We start from the raw sequence: 16,438 nt of genomic DNA, 5'->3' as shown, positions 1-16,438 counted from the left end.
CAACGTGAACATTCATTGTTAAGGTAGGGCGGTACTCAAGCGGAAACAGACCATGAACTTTACAGGAAAGACCGCCCTTGTAACGGGTGCTGGCCGAGGACTCGGTTTCAGTTATGCGCACGCTTTGGCGACACTGGGCGCCAATGTGGTAATTAGTGATATCGGCGCAGATAAGCTGGGCGCCGGGGGCGATGGCTCCATTGCCATGGAGGCTGCGAAAGCGCTCCGGGGCTAAGGTTTCAACGTGTTGGGGCATCATGGGGACTTGTCCGGTGAGCAGGGTTGCGAGCAACTGGTGGCAATGGCCATCGAGGCATTTGGTCAACTCGATATCGTGATTCATAACGCCGGTTGGGTCGGTTATCAAGCGATTGAAGACGCTGATGCGACATTCATTGGCCGCGCCGTGGATATCAATATCTATACCCCCGTGTGGTTATGCAAACATGCATGGAAACACCTCAAACAGTCTGCTGCCACACGGGTCGTGCTGACCTCATCCGACCGCGCGATGTACCAGCAATATGCCCAACCGGGCCTGGTGGCGTATGCCGCCGGCAAGATGGCACAACTGGGCATCATGAATGCGCTAAGCATGGAAGGCACCGAAGCCGGCATTCTCGTCAATGCTGTATCTCCAGTGGCCAAGACCCGTATGTGGGGCGTGACGGGTGAACCGGAGAATCTCAAGCCTGAATGGGTGACGCCCGGCGTGGTGTTCCTGGCGTCGCCGCAGTGCCAGGACACAGGTTATGTCCTGCGTGCCAGCAATGGCCAATTTACGGCCACGCGGTTTGTGGAAAACCCAAATGTCGATTACCCAGTCGATCTGGCCCGCGTGAAGGCCACTAGCGCCGAACAAGTTGCCCAGCGGTGGGACCACATTAAGGAGCGATGAATAGGCCTCCTCAGGAAAACCTCAAACGCTTCTTACCGTGCCAGGCCGATCTGGAGGAAAGCCCGGTCTGGGATGAAGCTCATCAGTGCCTGCGCTTCGTCGACATCAGTGGTGGCCAGATCAATGCGCTGGACCTGCATGGGCAACTGACGCGACTGTATGAATCGCCTGCGCGCATTGGCGCCCTGGCTTTGACTGAAAAGGGCAACCTGATTGTCTCCCAGCATGCTGGCGTTGCCATCCTAGGCTTTGTGTGAAAAGTCTTGAGACAAAGGTCAGGCAAAGCGAAAACAGCCGAAGGACGGCCGAAGTCGCGCTCGACTTTACGGGTTGCAAATGAGCCTTCCGACCGTGCGGCCGCTCCAGACTGTTTTCAACGTAGCCTCACCGAGTATCAAGGCGCTTGATACAAAGCCTAGTGCCCACAATCAGAGCCACCGCCGGTGTCGGGTTGAGCAGATGGGCCGCCTATGTGCGTCGCCATTCAGGTTAGGCGTAATCAAATACTACCTGAACGTACCCATTATTGGATTTCTGCTCAAAGATGTCGAAGTACTCGATACGTGCGAAGTACCTGTACGTTCCTTTGTAATCGTTCTCCCTGAGCAGCAGGTCATTGGTGATAGCCTTGCGGCCACTGGGTCCGTTGATTTCATGGAGATAGACGTCCTGTCCGTATACTTCATCACGTGAAATGGAGAGCAAGGTCCTGATGGGAGGAGGCGAACTGTCTTTGATGGTCCACGCCCATTCAATTGTTTGCGCACGCACATGGTAGGTCACGGTGAATGACTCAATGATCGGCGGCGTGATGGTGGTGGGCCGGTTTTGCTGCGCTGGCCTCAATGTGATTTCTTGATCTCGTTCGGGCGTTTGCCCAACTTGGACTTTGACGTCTTGTCCGGAGTGACCATTGACCAAGGAGGCTCGCCATGGTGCTTTGCCGGCCCCGACGGTGTATTTGTGGGGTGACTGCCACTCGCCACCCTCGACCATGATGAAGTAGTTGCCAAAATGCCCGTAGTAGTGCTGTGCATTGCCTCCATAGCGCTCTACGAAGCCGGCGGGATTACCCTCAAGCATCAGCGCGCGCCCTGCAATCCGTGCAGACATCCAATGCGTCCATGTCTTGGCCGTGAACGAATACATGAACATCGACGTGTAGGTGTACTTGTCATCACCTTTGCGTGTCCAGCGGCGTATGACCATGGCATAGCGCTCACCGGGTTTCCATGCATTCTGATTACTGGTGTGCAAACCAGTTCCTTCATTGCCGAAGTGATCCCAGTATATACCAGGTCTACCGCTGATAAGTGTTGCCTCGGGTAAGGTGTCCTCGGGCAAATCATCGGAATCCCAGATGGAGCAGATGTTGTTTCCGTAAACATCGTTACCCGGCACTAGGCTCATCTGTATTCCAGCATAACTGGGGTTCTTTCCATAGTTTGGATTCATCAGGCTCCAGTAGATGTAGCGCTGGGCCCCGGCCTGCGGCACATGTATCTCGGCATAGAACAGTTCAACCCCTTTGCGCGGGTTGAAGTGGGCGGTGATGTAAGGTCCCCACGCTGGTACGTCGTTGGCAGGCTCAGGCAGGTCAGCGTGTTCATCTCGCAATATTGCGGTCATGGACTGTGCTTGACGGGTATCCATTGAGTGTTCCTCGTTATGTAAACGTCGCGATAGTGCGATGAAAGTCATGCTATTCGGATCCCTTGTGCCCACAACTGGCAGTTTTGACAGGTCTTCATCTTGCAACACGGTACAACCGCGACCTCCTGAGCTAGGTCGACCGGGGCCAGCAGGGCAGTAAGCAGAAGCCGCTGTTATGAGGGGCGCGACGTCTGTGCTGCATAACCTAATGCATCAGGGAAGTCTCCGGTCTATTGGTGGTACTCAATGCCGGTTGGTGCCCAGTCCTTAGGCCCTATGTGAAAAGCGTTGATACTCGGTGATGCTGCGTCGAAAACAGCCTAGTGCGCCAGCCCGGTCGGATTGCTCATTTACAACCCGTTAAGTCGAGCCCGACTCCAACCGTTCCTCGGCTGTTTCGCCTTGCCTGAGCTTCGTCTCAAGACTGTTCACACGGAGCCTAGGCTCTCTGCGAAATCACGAAAAACCTAATCGTTGCCCCTTCAGCGCTGAGATTTTGTAGAGTCACACGCCATCAACGGAAGGGAACCCTGTGCTGGCAAGGCGCTACGAACTCGCGGACGAGGCCTGGGATGTGGTCTCCGATCTCTTCATCGAAACCCATGGCCGGGGCCGGCCGCGATTGAGCGACCCACTGATGCTCGATGGCGTCCTCTGGGTACTCTGCTCAGGGGCTGCATGGCGAGCTATGCCTGAGCGCTTCGGTCCATGGACACTGGTGTATCAACGGTTTCGGGACTGGCGAAACCAAGGGACTTTCGAGCAAATGCTCAAACGTCTGCACCTGGGATTGAATGAGCTGGGCTTGATCGATCTGCAAACCTGGAGGATCGAGTCAACCGCAGTACGCGCAACCGAGCCTCATCTGGCGCCGGGAAATAAGGGGGCTGACGAACCTGCCGATCACGCTCTAGGCCGCAGTCGTGGCGGCCTGACAACCACAATCCACATGCTCTGCGACGCACCAGCCTGCCAGAAGATGCCTCAAGACTCTCAGGATCCCCAAAAAACATTTGGGCAATCATGCTAATCAACAAGTTACGAGTGAGAAATTCAATTTGTACCCCCAGAAGTACCCTTTTTGCAGTGGTTCCGAGTGGACGATAGTGGACGCACTGAGGCGCGGTGTTGAACGTGCTATCACTCGCCAAAGCGTGCCGCCTACGCTTTGGGCTCGTCCCAGTCGCTACGCGTCGCAGCAGTCAGCGCATCCCAGTCATCAGGAGGGTTGCCGCGGCTAAGCATCTTCTCGAATACAGCGTAGGGATCGGATTTGCTGCCTGCAGACCGGAGGGTATTTTCGTCGTTGACCCATGCATAGACGATGACCTTGGATCTTGAGTCGTAGCGAAAGAACAGCCGAAAGCGCCTACCGATCTTTGCCCGCCGCCAATGTCGGTAGGCGGTGCCCAGCGTGTTGCCTTGGCGGAACTCATCACGGCCCGGGTCGGCAGGCACAGCCTCCATGATCAGATGGCTCAATGCCCGAAACAGCTTGACGTTGGCATTGCTCTCAAAACCTTGCGGGTCGTTTTGCTCGGCCCGGGCGGCGGCTTCTTGCAATTTGCGTAGCTGTAAAGTCACACCTTCATGGAACAACAGTGTCCAGCCATGTCGCACCATCAGATCGCGACCTCACCATCGATATCTTCGTCCAGGTTTACAGGGTGTTTTGCATTGGCGAGCATGGTTTGCGCCAAGTCTTCCGGCAGGGTAGTGAGGTTGCGTCCGTTTCGGATATCAGCCTCCAGCAATCCCAGGAACGCACCGATTGCAGGGTCTTCGTGGGTGGTTTCGACGCGGCTGACCACGATTTCACCGCCGCGTACGTCGAATGCAATCTTGCCACCTGTGTCAATGCCCAGTAGCTGGCGAACGGATTTGGGCAGTGTGACCTGCCCCTTCGAGGTCAACGTGGCGATTTCGTGGATGGCAGGCATGAGTGTTCTCCCAGATATACTAAGCGAATGGTAAGGAATAATCCTTACGTGGTCAATCTTGGTTTCTGGCCAAGGAGCGAGATGCTGACACTGATCAGAAGAAGGGCTACGTCTGCCTTTCCACCTCGGCGGCGACATGCCAGGATGGCGTATTGACTTCGGTGCGTAGGCTTGGCCTACTCGCGGCGTCAATTCTGTAGTGTGAGCGTGGTCGCTTTTCGGCGCTTGGCACCTCGAGGTTTGCTGCCAAATTCTAGAAAAGGAGTTCTCTGCAAATTCTCGAACGACTCGCATGGCTTACTAACAAACCGGTCACTCGAGATCGGCAACACTGTTCTTCTTCAAAAGAGGATCTTATTGGACATGATAGATGTAAACGCATTGGCGCCCTATGTGAGTAATCCACTCGCTCTGGTCGCCTTTGTATTGCTGGTGATTTTGTTAGCCATGCTCAAAGTACCCGCCAGTAGTACGTTTCTCAAGGTGCTCGCCTGTATTTTGATCGTGGCTAACCAGGTTTAACGCAGTATCGAGTCAGACTCAGTCTCTGAAGCAGCGCTGCTGAGCAGCCAAATCAGGGCAGGGGATTGCTTGACGTGTTCTGCCATGGTTGTCATTGCAACCTTGAGAGGGGGAATAGTCGACACCACGACATCGTAATTCTCAGTAGGCTGTAAACGAACGCCAATGATGACACTTTTGTCTTCTTATTCGCGGGCGTAAGCAATAAAACCATTCTCCAACGGATGCACATATTCTCCATTCCGCACGTCGGGATAGTTTGGGGCTTTGTGGAAATCACTTCGTAGTGCAATGACTTTGGTCACGGCCTTGAAGGCCGGGCTGAAGTTGTCGGTAAGATAGTCGTAGCTCATGGCAAATAGCACGCTAATGATAAGAGCCCCTGCACCATGGAACATGATCATACTGCGCGATTGCTTGAGCTTAGCCTGAAAGCTGAGGAGCGCGGCCAAGCGGGTCATGTGTTGCCAGGCTGCTTCGAATGGCAGGCTGATCATCGCGATGACCATGATCAGTATTGCTGTCAGACCAAGGAGTATTGCCACCACAAGCAGCCACGATGGAATGTAAAATAGCAACGCGAGAAAGCCGACTGTCAGATCAAAACTTTGAGGAGGCAGCCCTAACGCCTCGGCAACCGCGAAACGCGCGCATGCTGTGGATATCAGCAGTGCAAGCAGATGCATAATGATGATGGGCGTTTTGGCGAATGGCTTCTCCCATGCTGTATGGAGCCAGCGGGCGAAAGGGATGCACCAGGCAATGAATCCGCAAATTATCAATGCAGCCGCGACCGTCGTCTCGATGGTAAGCGCGGATATGCCCGTATATTGAGAAGCTGCGATCGTGATGAGGTACGTAACTACCGAGGCGAGATAGAACCGTTGGGATACGGAATATTGTTGGAATTTGGCGAGCAGTTTTGCTTTCAGAGCTATCATTTTTCATCCTTGAACTTCTTTTCAGTGCTTCCAAATCCATGCGGATAGCAATGCTTGGCCGCCTTGATGTACGTTTTGTTCTGCCATTTGAGGTGGATGACCTCGTGGCGGCCCATCAAACTCCCACGAGTTCAGCTTATTTATGTGGGCACGAATGACGAATCAATCGGCTGGCAGACAATCCGCCACATCCCGCGTACGCCGTCTTCGACCCAAGTGCCTTCCAGTACATTCGAGCCTTCGAAGCGGTACAGCGTTGCTCTGCCGTCGAAACCTTCTGATTGCAGTTCGTAATGCCCCAGGCCTTTTGCCTGGCCTCGGTATTGCCAGGGCTGCCCCGCGTCGTCATAGGAGACGGTGATAAACTCGATGTCGATCGTCACCTTGCAGGGTTGATCAAACACGCGGCACTGCCGGGGCGAAAGGTGTCCATTTTGGCGTACATGTTGGCGTCCTTGTAAAGATATCAGGAGCTGTTCAGGGCAGCAGCCAAGTACTGTTTGGGGTGGTGGACCGGATGCCGACTGCCTGGCACTGCTCCAGAATCGGCAGAATGTAGGTGATGTTGGTACGCCCCGGCTTGCCTTCTGCTCTGTAACGAGCCGCCTGGCAAAGTGGGCCTGCTTTTTCGTAGGTATGGTTAGAGCTGATTTCCACAGCTTGTGCTTGGCCGAAATGATTGTTACCGGCTAGGTAGTCCAACGTTTGCTGGAAAGCTGCTCGAGTCAGCGCCAACTGCGAGTCTTCCGACCCGGTTTCAATCACAACGCGATTTGCATCAACGGTCGTGATTCGGAAACGGGCGCTACGCGACGGTGTTTGCAGTTCCTTGCCTTGCAGGCGGCTGATCAATGCCCAGAGAGTGTTGTCGATTTGAATGATGTGCTGCATGGGATAATTTCTTTCGTTACTGAACGGACGCTAGCTTTAACCTGAAGCGATTTATGGAATCTTGATACCCAACGCATTCAGCGATGGCGTATCCATCCGGCCATTCACGGTCAGCCCACTGTCCATCTGAAAGGCCATCAACGCACCTCGTGTCGCCTTGCCCATCACCCCATCAATGGTGCCTTGGTAATACTGGCGCACCATCAGCGCGGTCTGCACACGGGTGACCAGGTTGCTTTTTTGCTCATTGGTCGCGCGGCTCTTTGAAGTGCTCGAACTTGTCCCGCTGGTAGTGCCAGACGACTGATAAAGGCTGTTGCTGCCTGAGGTGCTGCTCGAAGCACTCGGCGCGCTGTAGCTTCGGGTACTGGTAGCAGGTGGGCTGTAGTAGCGAGGTGCGCTATAGCCACCCGAGCCGCTGTAGTGAGAACTGTGCGAACTGTGGGACCGGTGTGAACTGTGTGAGCGATGTGCTGCATAGATGTTGACGGCATCTGGCGCATTGAGCGTATCGGTAAATACTGGGGGCTGAAGCTTGTCATTGGGTTGCCAGTTCGCATCGGCCAGTGACAGATGTCCCGGCTGTGCCAGGGTAGTACCTGCCATTGGCAGCAGGCTGATCCCACTGATCAGGACTTTCCAGCGTTCGAGCAATTTCACTGTGCACTCCTTGCATAGGCACTGAAGGCCTCGGTCGATAGTGGTTGTACGCCGCGGCTCTGCCAACGGTCGGTATGGGATTTGAAAAAGCCAGAGCAATGTTTGACGGCAGCGCATTGTTGGCAGGTTTCGATGAACAGGTTTTTCCAGTCCGAGATGCTCTGGCGGGCGAAGCGCGAGAGGTGGGACGGGATCAGGCACAGGGGCAAGTTGTAGATCGAAACCGGCACGCCACGGTTGGACAGGAAATACACGGCCTGGGTCAACGACCCTTGATAGTCCAGCGGGTCAATCCACAGTTCTTCATAGTTCTTCCTCGCCAGGCCGGTACTTTCGATGCCCATCAGCGCAACATGCCGCATGAAGGGCAGGTTTCTGAATACATAGTGGGCGAGCTCTGGCAAGCGTGGTGTGGTCAGGCGATTGAGCACCACGCGAATTTCGATGATCTGGTTGGCCCGCGACAGGTTATAAAGACCTTGCAGGGTTTCGCTGAACGCGCCTGGGGCCTGCACCACATGGTCATGGTCTTCGGCATTGTCGGCGTACAGGGGGATGCCCCAGCTCAACTGAGGGTGACCGATTGCAGAGAGCGCTGCGATCCAGCTTGGGTCTCGGAACAGGCGCCCGTTGCTGAGCACATGAATGGATTTCTGCGGCAAAACAGCTTTGCACTTGGCCAGGATTTCCAGCAGGCCATCGCGATAAAGTGTTGGTTCTCCGCCGCTGATACCTAGATTTTCCTCGCCCGGATCCATCAGGTCGATCAGCCGTAGGTTTTCTTCAATGTGCCAACGGTCATCGATATCCTTGGGCGGCTGCGAGCACATCAGACAGAGGCTGTTGCAACGATCGGTCATGAACAGCAGGTTGCTGTCCGAGCCTCGTCGATAGAGCACTCGCACCAACGTGTTGCCTGGAGTGATGGCAATGACATCGCCGGGCTGCACGACATCCGCATCCTTGGGAGTGTGCAGGTATGGCCGCGCGCTGTCGAAGTCGCCGATCAATGGCTCCGGGATCAGGAACCCACCTACTGGCAGCGAGAGCAGATGCGGGCTGCGTAGCCGTTCTTCGTTTGGCAGCCAAAGCAGCAGGTCATCGAACGCGGCAGTTCCGGCGCAAGCAGCCAGGCCGTGTTCGATGAACTCATCCAGCGTGATGACCTTGAGCAGTTTCGGCTCATTCAGGTGATGGATTTCGAAGTGGGTATCTTTGCGCAGCATCGCAATCAGCCCCTGTAACCCGGGATCCGGACATCGCTGTAAGAGCGCCTGTTCAACCAGGACAGCAGCACCCTCTGCACGTTGTCGTCGCCATCGCGAAGCAGGCCGAAAAGATGCTTCAGAAGACCCATGTTCTTCTTGCAGAAGCTGCTGAACGCTCGATGTCCGATCGGGTCAGCGTGGCGAGCATAGTGTTCGATGGGGTCAGCACCACAGTACGGGACAAGCGCGCAGTCGGAGCAGCCCGGCAGCGCCTCTGCTATTCCACTGGCGAGCAACGCATTCATAACTGGCGATGCGAGCAATGCTGACAAGGGTTGCTGCACGGTGCCGAGCCTCAAGCCGTCTTCACCCATTTCCAGCAGCATTCGGGCTTCGTCCGAGGGATAGACGTAACCGTCATAGTTATAAACCAGCGCCGCAGTGCCAGCGCCAGCAGGGGACCGCAGGTCTACGTAGCCGGAGGAGAAGGGTGTCAGGATATTTTTCAGCAGCAGGCTTGTATAACTCTCTGAGATATATACGCCCTGTTGGTTGATATGCAGCAAATAGGCCAGTGCCTTCTTGTAGAAGGCCAGGTATCGCTCAATAGGGTAATCAAGTCGATGGGCACTCTTGGTGGCAAACCCATAAGGGCTCAGAGGCCGAAGCGAAATGCTGGAGAAGCCCTGGCTTACATACTCATCGATGATCGCTTCAGGTTGTTCGAGGCTTCTTGAAGTTAGCGTGGTCAGCGCGGAAACTGCATCATGGCCAAGGCGCTCACGGACCCACTGGATACCTTTTACAGTGCGTTCGTAGGAGTCTCGTGACGGGGTAGGGCGGTTGGCATTGTGTAAGGGCGCCGGCCCATCGAGCGAAGTCGAAAACTGGATGCGATTTTGTTCTGCGAAGTCGAGTATTTCCTCCGTCAGGTGGTGCAGCGTGGTGGTGATGACGAACTGAATATCCCTTTGTTCGACCACGTTCCGTTCAACGACCCATTCGACAATCTGGCGGACGCGCTCGAAGGCCAGTAGCGGCTCGCCACCCTGAAACTCCACAGTCAAGGCGGGAGCGTTCGATTCGAACAGGCGATCGACCGCCGCCTGTGCATCTGCTTCCGATAGATCGTGGCCGGATCCTCCCAGAGGGGCCCTCGATACCTGGCAGTACTGGCAGGTGTGGTTGCAGCGCAATGTAACCACGAACAAGTGCAGTGCAGGGCCCTGGAAGAGGAAGTCCTTTCGGCTCCGATATTGCGCGGCCATTTCCGGGAACGGATCGTGGCGGCCTGGTTCGTAGATGAAGTGGCGGGCCAGCAGGTCCTTGTAAAAAGGCGTACTTGCTTGAAGGTCGAAGTAACTGAGGGCTCGTAATTGCGCGTCGTTCACGTGCATGTACTCACCGGTATCGGAGGTGAGCAGGATGTCACGGCCATTTCCCGTGTTCATGCGCATAAATCGAAAAGGCAGCAAGCGGTAGTGCTTGGCGTCTGTCGCAATCAGTGTCACTGTGAAATCCCACATCCAGCGAGCGCGGCTCGGGCCAGGACTTCGCGCAACCCTACTGTTTCGCAGTTGATATGGTCGCGTAGGGCGAAGTCGTTCAGATGCTGAAGGATCAGCGAGTGAGCTTGCTCCGGGGAAAGCGTTAGCCTTGCTTCAGCGGGGTGGGCCGTGAGGCTTATCTGATTGGCTTCAATACCGACCTGGATCGTGACAGTGCCGGCCAGGGAATAAGCGGCGCGTTGCACCACGCTGAGCGGGTAGGCTGCACTGTCGAGTTTTAGCGTGACTGGCCATGTCATCGGAACCGGTCCTTCAAATCCGTTGGGAGCGTGTGGATTTTGCCGGTTGACGCGGCATTATGCCATCATAATTTTTTACATTTGCACGCATTTGTCCAGCGTGGCGGGTGGTGAGCTCACTACGGCTCGGTCATTGAGACGGGGTAGGGTCGCGGGTTCATATCTCCCTCAGTCCACCCATTGCCATCTATAACCTGCTTGGCCTCAGGCTAGGGGCATCCTTTTCAAACCATCCATAGCATGCCGTCATATATGCCCACCAATGTAGCAATCCACTGGAAGTACATAGAGCTCCATGGTTTGTGGAAAGGCAGGAATGATCAGCCGAACAGCCTATCCGGCGGCGACTAGAGACTCTCAGGATCCCCAAAAAACATCTGAATCCTAGACCTTAACCACCGCTCCGCCGGGTCATTGTCCTGCGCCCCACGCCAGGCCATGTGCAATTCAAAGCTGCGCACGTCCAGTGGCAGCTCTTCAGCCCGCAACCCACCGGCCGCCGTCAGGGCATCGGCCGTGTAGTCAGGCACGGTGGCGACAATGTCGGTGCCGGCCAGCAGGCTGCCCAGGCCATTGAACTGCGGCACGGCGAGGACCACGTGGCGCTTGCGCCCAAGCGCCTGCAAGGCTTCGTCGATAAAACCCGACAGGTCCCCGGCGAAAGACACCAGGGCATGGGGCCGTGCGCAGAAATCATCGAGGCTGATGCTGCCCGGTACGCTGTCGGCACGCAGCAGCTTTGGCCGGCTGCGGCGCAGCACTTTGCGCTTGGCATTGGCCGGGAGTTCGCTGGTGTAGCTGACGCCAACCGAGATTTCGCCGGAGGCCAGCAGGGTGGGCATCAACAGGTAATTGACGCGTCGTATCACCAGCACGATGCCTGGCGCCTCGGCGCGTACGCGCTTGAGCAACTGCGGCAGCAGGCCGAATTCGGCATCGTCCGACAAGCCGATGCGAAACACGGCGTTGCTGGTGGCCGGGTCGAACTCGGCCGCTCGGCTGACGGCCGTGGAAATCGAATCCAGCGCGGGCGAAAGCAGGGCGAAGATTTCGTTGGCGCGGGCGGACGGCTCCATGCTGCGCCCAGTGCGCACGAAAAGCGGATCATCGAACAGGTTGCGCAGGCGCGAGAGGGCGGCGCTGATGGCGGGCTGGCCGAGGAACAGCTTCTCCGCTGCACGGGTCACGCTTCGCTCATGCATGAGCGTTTCGAACACGATCAGCAGGTTGAGGTCTACGCGACGCAGGTCGTTTCGATTCATCGGGGCGCTTCGCCAGAAAAGGAGCAGGGGTGAATATTAAGGCCAAAGGCTGGTAATCTGCACCCATCCAGGGGGCCAATAGCAGGGAAAATGCGGGGCCCAATCGATGACAGGCATGTCGACTATTAATGATCGCGGCTGGTCCGATGCGTAAAGCCCGGATAGAGTCAGTGGCAATTGATGTTTCACTAGGCGAGGTAGGCGATGTCCCGCATGATTCGGTTCCACAAGTTCGGCGCTGCGGATGTGCTCCGTTGCGAGGAGCAGGCCGAGCCGATGCCTGCCGCCGGTGAGGTACAGATCCGCGTCGAGGCGATCGGTGTCAGCTGGTACGACGTGCTCTGGCGCCAGAACCTGGCGTCCTCCCGTGCCCGGCTGCCAGCCGGTATAGGTCATGAAATGGCCGGCGTGGTGACGGCGGTGGGCGATGCGGTCGACGACATCGTGGTCGGAGACAGGGTCGCGAGCTTCCCAGCCACCAGTGCCAACGATCACCCCGTGTACGGTGACGTTATCGTCTTGCCCCGTTCAGCCATCACCCGCTATCCGGAGGTGCTGACACCGATTGAAGCGAGCGTGCATTACACGCCATTGCTGATCGCCTATTTCGCGTACGTCGATCTGGCCCGTGCAAAAAGTGGGCAGACGGCATTGGTTACCGATGCCAGTCATTGCGCGGGACCGGCGTTCGTGCAGTTGGGCAAGGCGCTTGGCCTGACGGTGTTTGCTGCGACCAAGGATGGCGAGCAACGTGATTATCTGCTCGGCCTGGGCGCTGACAAGGTGATCGTCACCGAGGAGCAAGACCTGGTGATGCAGGTAGGCAAGTACACCGAGGGTCGCGGTGTGGACATGGTGCTCGATGGCCTGGGTGGGCCGCAGATGTCGTTGCTCGGTGATGTGTTGGCCCCGCGTGGCAGCCTTGTGCTGTATGGCCTGCAAGGCGGCAACCAGACCCCATTTCCGGCCTGTGCTGCGTTTCAGAAGAACATTCAGTTCTATGTACACTGCATTGGCAATTTTACGGGCAAGCCTGAACTGGGCATCAGCCAGGACCAAGTGGCTTTGCATAGGGCGTTGCGCGATATCAACCAGTTCACGGCCGACAAGCTGCTCACCCCGCAGATCATCAAGGTGTACCCGTTCGAGCAAGTGGTCGACGCCCATCGCTACATGGATCAGTGCCCTTGCGGTGGGCGCGTGGTGCTGGACCTGATGCCTGCCTGACAGGCTGTGCGCGCAATGATGGCTCGCTTCATTAGGCGGGCGTCCACAGATCGTCGCCGACCGCATCGGGCTTGACCCGCCGATACCTATCCCAACGTTCAGCTGTCGTCGGCGTCCTGGCCGGCGGCGACTGACTGTTCCTGGCCGTTCACTCGGTTCGGCAAGTGGCCGGCGATCCTGTGCATGAATTTTATAAAAGGATAATTCCTACAACGCACCAAGACTGATACTACATAAAGTTTCAGTGTTATGGAGTTTGGGAAATATCTCGCCTCTTATCTTTGATTGAAGTCTTCAAGTTTCAAGGTCAAGCTGTCGTTTCAACAGCTCTGACTACTTTTTTTCCCCTGATCTGTATCTTCAATTCTTCTGTTGCATATCGATAATGGCGCAATGACAGTTTACGCAAGGAGCGTGATATGAGCAGGGCTGAGCTGGCTGGGCAATGGCGTGAAAAGCCGGTGTGCCATGGGTATGCGGTGAGGGCTTCCGGCGTGTGTCGACAGTGAAGATGAACTTCGTTGTGCGTGGACTGTAACGACCATTCGGAATATCCCGGCCAGGGTTGATGCCGAGTGCTTGTGCATCGACTGGCCGCATGAACTGGACGAGGTAATATCGTGACGGCTATTCACGATCAGGCAATGCATCATATTTATCGGCAAGTGCTGGAGCGCTTGTTGAATCATATGTCCCAATCACAACGTGCTTCCTTGCAGTTGTTGATTCAGCGATTGCTGATAGCTGCCGGAGGCGCTGAATATATCGGGACGTTTCGTGTATTGGCTCTGCATGGCAACGACCGCCGTAGTGCCAGATTGCTGGCCATGCTCCGGGCTGCGCAATTGAGCATCGCCACACGCGGGCCGGTCACCTTCCAGTTGCGTGTGTTGGTGATCAGTCAACCCGCTCCTGGTTCTCACACCCTGGTATGTCACGAGCGTGCGTTCAATGCCTTGTTCCTCCAGGATGATCCACGCGTTGAGTTGCTCATGGTCCAGGGTCGGGCGGTCAGACCCTTTTCGCGAGACTGGGTGCCCAGCAGGGACGACGTCCCTCTGGCCAGCACTGCCATGCTGCTGTTGGGGCATCTGGCAGGGGCCAGGCCCGAGGGATTGTTGGGCGCTTGGCTTTATCTGGACCTGGCAAACACATTCAGCGAGGCCGTGCAGTTCCAAACACCTGTCGACGTGATGATCACGGCAATACCGGCTCAAGAGCGGCATCGTTTTCTGGCCTGGTTCCGGCGCATCTTGCACCTTGCCGGCGAAAGCGGCTTGCCCGAGGCGCAGCATTGCCTGGCTGCGTTGGCTGACGGGCTCGCTCAACTGGGCCAGCGGCTGGAGGGTGTTGTTGGCCAGGAAGTCAGGCCGGCAGGCCGGCAGGAGCAGGTATGTACGCCACTGCGGGTCATGGGGATCGATGAGCTTCTGGCAGACTTGCTTGAAGGACAGAAACTTGAATCGATGCTCGGCAATCCGTGCGCAGTGCCGCAGGATGCCTATCCATTGGGGGCTTTCGTGGATCCTGAGGCGTTGGCGCAGGTGCACCAACTGCAGGCCCGCGCTCAGCAAGCCCAGGGGTGCAGGCCCGCATTGTCGCTCAAGCATCAGGTGGACAAACCGGGCCGGGGCCGCACTGGGCAGGTGGGCGGCGTGTTGGGGTTGAGCCACGATCAGCTGATGTGCTTGCTGTTCACACCCTTTGCTCGCAGGGGTAAGCATTTGGAGCGCTTCCTCAAGTGCCGGCATACCGACATGCTGGTGGCATTGCCCTACCTGCATCACGCCTTGCGCGGCGAGCCATGTCCACAAGCCGTGAAGGCTTGGCTCGTCAATGTCAGTGGCTTGCCTGTTGCACAGCTGCGGGCCCTGTATGAAACCAACTTGCCTGCCTCGGCCATGCGCGTGTTGAGGCACCTGGCCCGGCGTGACATCAACTTGCGTCTGCTGTGCCAGGCGCCCTTGCCGGCGCAAGGCTGCGACGTGGAGCGGCCGTGATGCCGCAGGCCCCGCATCGCGAGTTTGCCTATCGCAAGGTCTACCGGTACATCGAAGCACTCATTGATCAATCGCCGCCCGGGCAACGGCAGCGTTTGCCCTCGCTGCGAGGCCTTGCTTCGAGGCTACGGGTGTCGCTGGGCACTGTCCAGCATGCCTATAACCTGCTGGAGGAGGCCGGTCGTGTTGAGCGTCTGCCCAGGTCGGGCTACTTCGTGCACAGTGCATCAAGCAGCGAGGTGGCCCTCACGCCCCGGCAACCGCCGGTATTCGAGCCATCGCTGTTCGAGCTGAACTTGCACAATCATGAACGTCGGCTGGCGCGTCAGCGGCTGCGAGCCATGGGCTGGGGTCAGGACCCGGGCAGCGTGAGATTGCGTCAGGCGCTTGCCGAGCGCTACACCCATTCCAGCAGCCGCTACTGGTGCGCCACGGATGTGCACGTGGCGCCGGACCTCACTGCGTTGCTCGATACCGTGTGGGCAGCGCTTGAGCTCAAGCATGCGGCAGTGGTGGTTCATTCACCTTGCTGCTGGCAGCTATTGCAGGCGCTCGCTCGCACCGGGGTGCCCGTGCTTGAGGTGCCAGTGGATACTCGGGGTGATCTCAATCTGTATGCGCTGACCTGTCTGTTGGAAAGCGAGCCAGTGGGGCTTGTGGTGCTGCCCTCCTGTCTGAGCACGCCACAAGGCCGGCTGGTGACCTCGGCGGGCCAGCAGCAGTTGGGCCATCTGCTCTCGCGGTATCGGGTATGGGTGCTGGAAAGCGACCTGGACAGCGAGCTCTGTCACGCAGGCCCGCCTGTCATCCGCCAGCGAGACTGGGTGGATGTCAGGCAACTGCTGGTGGTGGGTGGGTTCGAGGCAGTGCTTGGGCCCGAGGCCCCGTATGCCTACGTGTTAGGACCGACCGGTGCCCTGACCAGAGGCTTCTGCGAACGGGCTTTCCGCTTGCCACCCTTACGCATGCAGGCGTTGGCCTGCATGTTGGACAAGGGGGAGGTGGATGCACAATGGGCCCGGCTTCGCCAGGCCCTGCAACGCCGTACCCGAACATTGGCACGCGTGCTCGCGTTACGCTTTGGGCCACAGCTGCAACTGCGCTTGCCCGACGGTGGCGGCTTGCTCTGGGCAAGGTTGCGCCAGCCTGTCCATTGGGATTCCATCAGTAAGGCCCTGGCCGGTACGCCGCTGCATGCCATGCCTGGCAAGCACTTCAGCTTGCACGGCCGCTTTCAGCATCATCTGGCCTTGGGCTGGACGGGTGATGACCCGGTAGAGCTACAGATTGCCGTCGATCGACTGGCTCAGGTCGCCGGGCACCCTTGATGACCGCCCCAGGCCTGCACCGGCCATGCTGCCAGGGCGCGAAGATGCACGGCCCGACCCGCGGCACTTGTCACACGCGCTAGTCTGTATGTATAACCAGT

General features: G+C 57.2%; 15 protein-coding genes and 2 pseudogenes. 6 read left to right on the top strand and 11 right to left on the bottom strand.

Annotated elements, in window-relative coordinates; genetic code table 11:
• Positions 1-52 precede the first annotated feature (52 nt).
• Both FH041_RS07735 and FH041_RS07730 read left to right on the top strand, forming a co-directional pair.
• Positions 53-898 (top strand): annotated as a pseudogene (locus FH041_RS07735) (SDR family NAD(P)-dependent oxidoreductase).
• Positions 895-1,155: an SMP-30/gluconolactonase/LRE family protein gene (locus tag FH041_RS07730; protein WP_027915516.1), complete on the top strand. Its 261-nt coding sequence runs from the start codon at positions 895-897 to the stop codon at positions 1,153-1,155. Before FH041_RS07735 ends, FH041_RS07730 begins: the two are co-directional and overlap by 4 nt.
• Positions 1,156-1,387: 232 nt before the next feature.
• Here FH041_RS07730 and FH041_RS07725 read toward each other — a convergent pair whose 3' ends face one another.
• Positions 1,388-2,551 carry a DUF3472 domain-containing protein gene (locus FH041_RS07725; protein ID WP_027915517.1) on the bottom strand — a complete coding sequence of 388 codons (1,164 nt, stop codon included), beginning with the start codon at positions 2,549-2,551 and terminating at the stop codon, positions 1,388-1,390.
• Positions 2,552-3,086: 535 nt separating this feature from the next.
• On the opposite strand from FH041_RS07725, the pseudogene FH041_RS07720 reads away from it, so the two are divergent.
• Positions 3,087-3,515 (top strand): annotated as a pseudogene (locus FH041_RS07720) (IS5 family transposase); the annotation flags it as partial.
• A gap of 197 nt (positions 3,516-3,712) precedes the next feature.
• Here the strand turns inward: FH041_RS07720 and FH041_RS07715 are convergent.
• The 10 genes from FH041_RS07715 to FH041_RS07670 form a co-directional block, all read right to left on the bottom strand.
• Positions 3,713-4,174, bottom strand: coding sequence for a type II toxin-antitoxin system YhaV family toxin (locus tag FH041_RS07715; RefSeq protein WP_027915518.1), 462 nt, complete (start codon positions 4,172-4,174; stop codon positions 3,713-3,715).
• The gene (locus FH041_RS07710) at positions 4,174-4,491 is read right to left on the bottom strand and encodes a type II toxin-antitoxin system PrlF family antitoxin (protein ID WP_140174373.1); all 318 of its coding nucleotides are present in this window, start codon (positions 4,489-4,491) and stop codon (positions 4,174-4,176) included. The genes FH041_RS07715 and FH041_RS07710 overlap by 1 nt, the downstream gene beginning before the upstream one ends.
• Before the next feature lie 707 nt (positions 4,492-5,198).
• Positions 5,199-5,954, bottom strand: a complete 756-nt coding sequence (locus tag FH041_RS07705) for a hypothetical protein (RefSeq protein WP_218938940.1) — start codon at positions 5,952-5,954, stop codon at positions 5,199-5,201.
• 140 nt (positions 5,955-6,094) lie between these two features.
• A complete protein-coding gene (locus FH041_RS07700) occupies positions 6,095-6,358 on the bottom strand; it encodes a hypothetical protein (RefSeq protein ID WP_241194973.1) in 264 nt (87 codons plus the stop codon).
• A gap of 73 nt (positions 6,359-6,431) precedes the next feature.
• Entirely contained in the window at positions 6,432-6,845 is a 414-nt protein-coding gene (locus FH041_RS07695) for a hypothetical protein (protein WP_140174372.1), read from the bottom strand.
• A 51-nt stretch (positions 6,846-6,896) separates the two neighbouring features.
• Complete coding sequence (gene hxsA / locus FH041_RS07690) at positions 6,897-7,505, bottom strand: His-Xaa-Ser repeat protein HxsA (protein WP_140174371.1); 609 nt, start codon at positions 7,503-7,505, stop codon at positions 6,897-6,899.
• The gene (hxsC, locus tag FH041_RS07685) at positions 7,502-8,737 is read right to left on the bottom strand and encodes a His-Xaa-Ser system radical SAM maturase HxsC (RefSeq protein ID WP_140174370.1); all 1,236 of its coding nucleotides are present in this window, start codon (positions 8,735-8,737) and stop codon (positions 7,502-7,504) included. The genes hxsA and hxsC overlap by 4 nt, the downstream gene beginning before the upstream one ends.
• Positions 8,737-10,224, bottom strand: a complete 1,488-nt coding sequence (gene hxsB, locus FH041_RS07680; RefSeq protein WP_140174369.1) for a His-Xaa-Ser system radical SAM maturase HxsB — start codon at positions 10,222-10,224, stop codon at positions 8,737-8,739. Before hxsB ends, hxsC begins: the two co-directional genes overlap by 1 nt.
• A complete protein-coding gene (gene hxsD / locus FH041_RS07675) occupies positions 10,221-10,520 on the bottom strand; it encodes a His-Xaa-Ser system protein HxsD (RefSeq protein ID WP_140174368.1) in 300 nt (99 codons plus the stop codon). The genes hxsB and hxsD overlap by 4 nt, the downstream gene beginning before the upstream one ends.
• 347 nt (positions 10,521-10,867) lie before the next feature.
• A complete protein-coding gene (locus tag FH041_RS07670; RefSeq protein WP_023533541.1) occupies positions 10,868-11,782 on the bottom strand; it encodes a LysR family transcriptional regulator in 915 nt (304 codons plus the stop codon).
• 204 nt (positions 11,783-11,986) lie between these two features.
• Here FH041_RS07670 and FH041_RS07665 point away from each other — a divergent pair, with 204 nt between their 5' ends.
• The 3 genes from FH041_RS07665 (at position 11,987) to FH041_RS07655 (ending at position 16,337) form a co-directional block, all read left to right on the top strand.
• Positions 11,987-13,009: a zinc-dependent alcohol dehydrogenase family protein gene (locus tag FH041_RS07665; RefSeq protein ID WP_027915525.1), complete on the top strand. Its 1,023-nt coding sequence runs from the start codon at positions 11,987-11,989 to the stop codon at positions 13,007-13,009.
• Between the two features lie 620 nt (positions 13,010-13,629).
• Positions 13,630-15,009, top strand: a complete 1,380-nt coding sequence (locus FH041_RS07660; protein WP_104926111.1) for a hypothetical protein — start codon at positions 13,630-13,632, stop codon at positions 15,007-15,009.
• Positions 15,009-16,337 carry a GntR family transcriptional regulator gene (locus FH041_RS07655; protein ID WP_104926112.1) on the top strand — a complete coding sequence of 443 codons (1,329 nt, stop codon included), beginning with the start codon at positions 15,009-15,011 and terminating at the stop codon, positions 16,335-16,337. The genes FH041_RS07660 and FH041_RS07655 overlap by 1 nt, the downstream gene beginning before the upstream one ends.
• Positions 16,338-16,438: the final 101 nt, after the last annotated feature.

The organism is Pseudomonas sp. SWI7 (genome assembly GCF_006351945.1).
Taxonomy (GTDB): Bacteria; Pseudomonadota; Gammaproteobacteria; order Pseudomonadales; family Pseudomonadaceae; genus Aquipseudomonas; species Aquipseudomonas fulva.
The sequence above is the reverse complement of the archived record's forward strand: the minus strand, read 5'-3'. Positions and strand labels throughout refer to the sequence as shown.

What these genes read in the sequence shown, in the direction of transcription:
- FH041_RS07725 (WP_027915517.1), bottom strand. Translation starts at nt 2,551, where the DNA reads ATGGATACCCGTCAAGCACAGTCCATGACCGCAATATTGCGAGATGAA.
- FH041_RS07665 (WP_027915525.1), top strand. Translation starts at nt 11,987, where the DNA reads ATGTCCCGCATGATTCGGTTCCACAAGTTCGGCGCTGCGGATGTGCTC.
- FH041_RS07670 (WP_023533541.1), bottom strand. Translation starts at nt 11,782, where the DNA reads ATGAATCGAAACGACCTGCGTCGCGTAGACCTCAACCTGCTGATCGTG.
- FH041_RS07710 (WP_140174373.1), bottom strand. Translation starts at nt 4,491, where the DNA reads ATGCCTGCCATCCACGAAATCGCCACGTTGACCTCGAAGGGGCAGGTC.
- FH041_RS07715 (WP_027915518.1), bottom strand. Translation starts at nt 4,174, where the DNA reads ATGGTGCGACATGGCTGGACACTGTTGTTCCATGAAGGTGTGACTTTA.
- FH041_RS07730 (WP_027915516.1), top strand. Translation starts at nt 895, where the DNA reads ATGAATAGGCCTCCTCAGGAAAACCTCAAACGCTTCTTACCGTGCCAG.
- FH041_RS07695 (WP_140174372.1), bottom strand. Translation starts at nt 6,845, where the DNA reads ATGCAGCACATCATTCAAATCGACAACACTCTCTGGGCATTGATCAGC.
- hxsD (WP_140174368.1), bottom strand. Translation starts at nt 10,520, where the DNA reads ATGACATGGCCAGTCACGCTAAAACTCGACAGTGCAGCCTACCCGCTC.
- FH041_RS07655 (WP_104926112.1), top strand. Translation starts at nt 15,009, where the DNA reads ATGCCGCAGGCCCCGCATCGCGAGTTTGCCTATCGCAAGGTCTACCGG.
- FH041_RS07705 (WP_218938940.1), bottom strand. Translation starts at nt 5,954, where the DNA reads ATGATAGCTCTGAAAGCAAAACTGCTCGCCAAATTCCAACAATATTCC.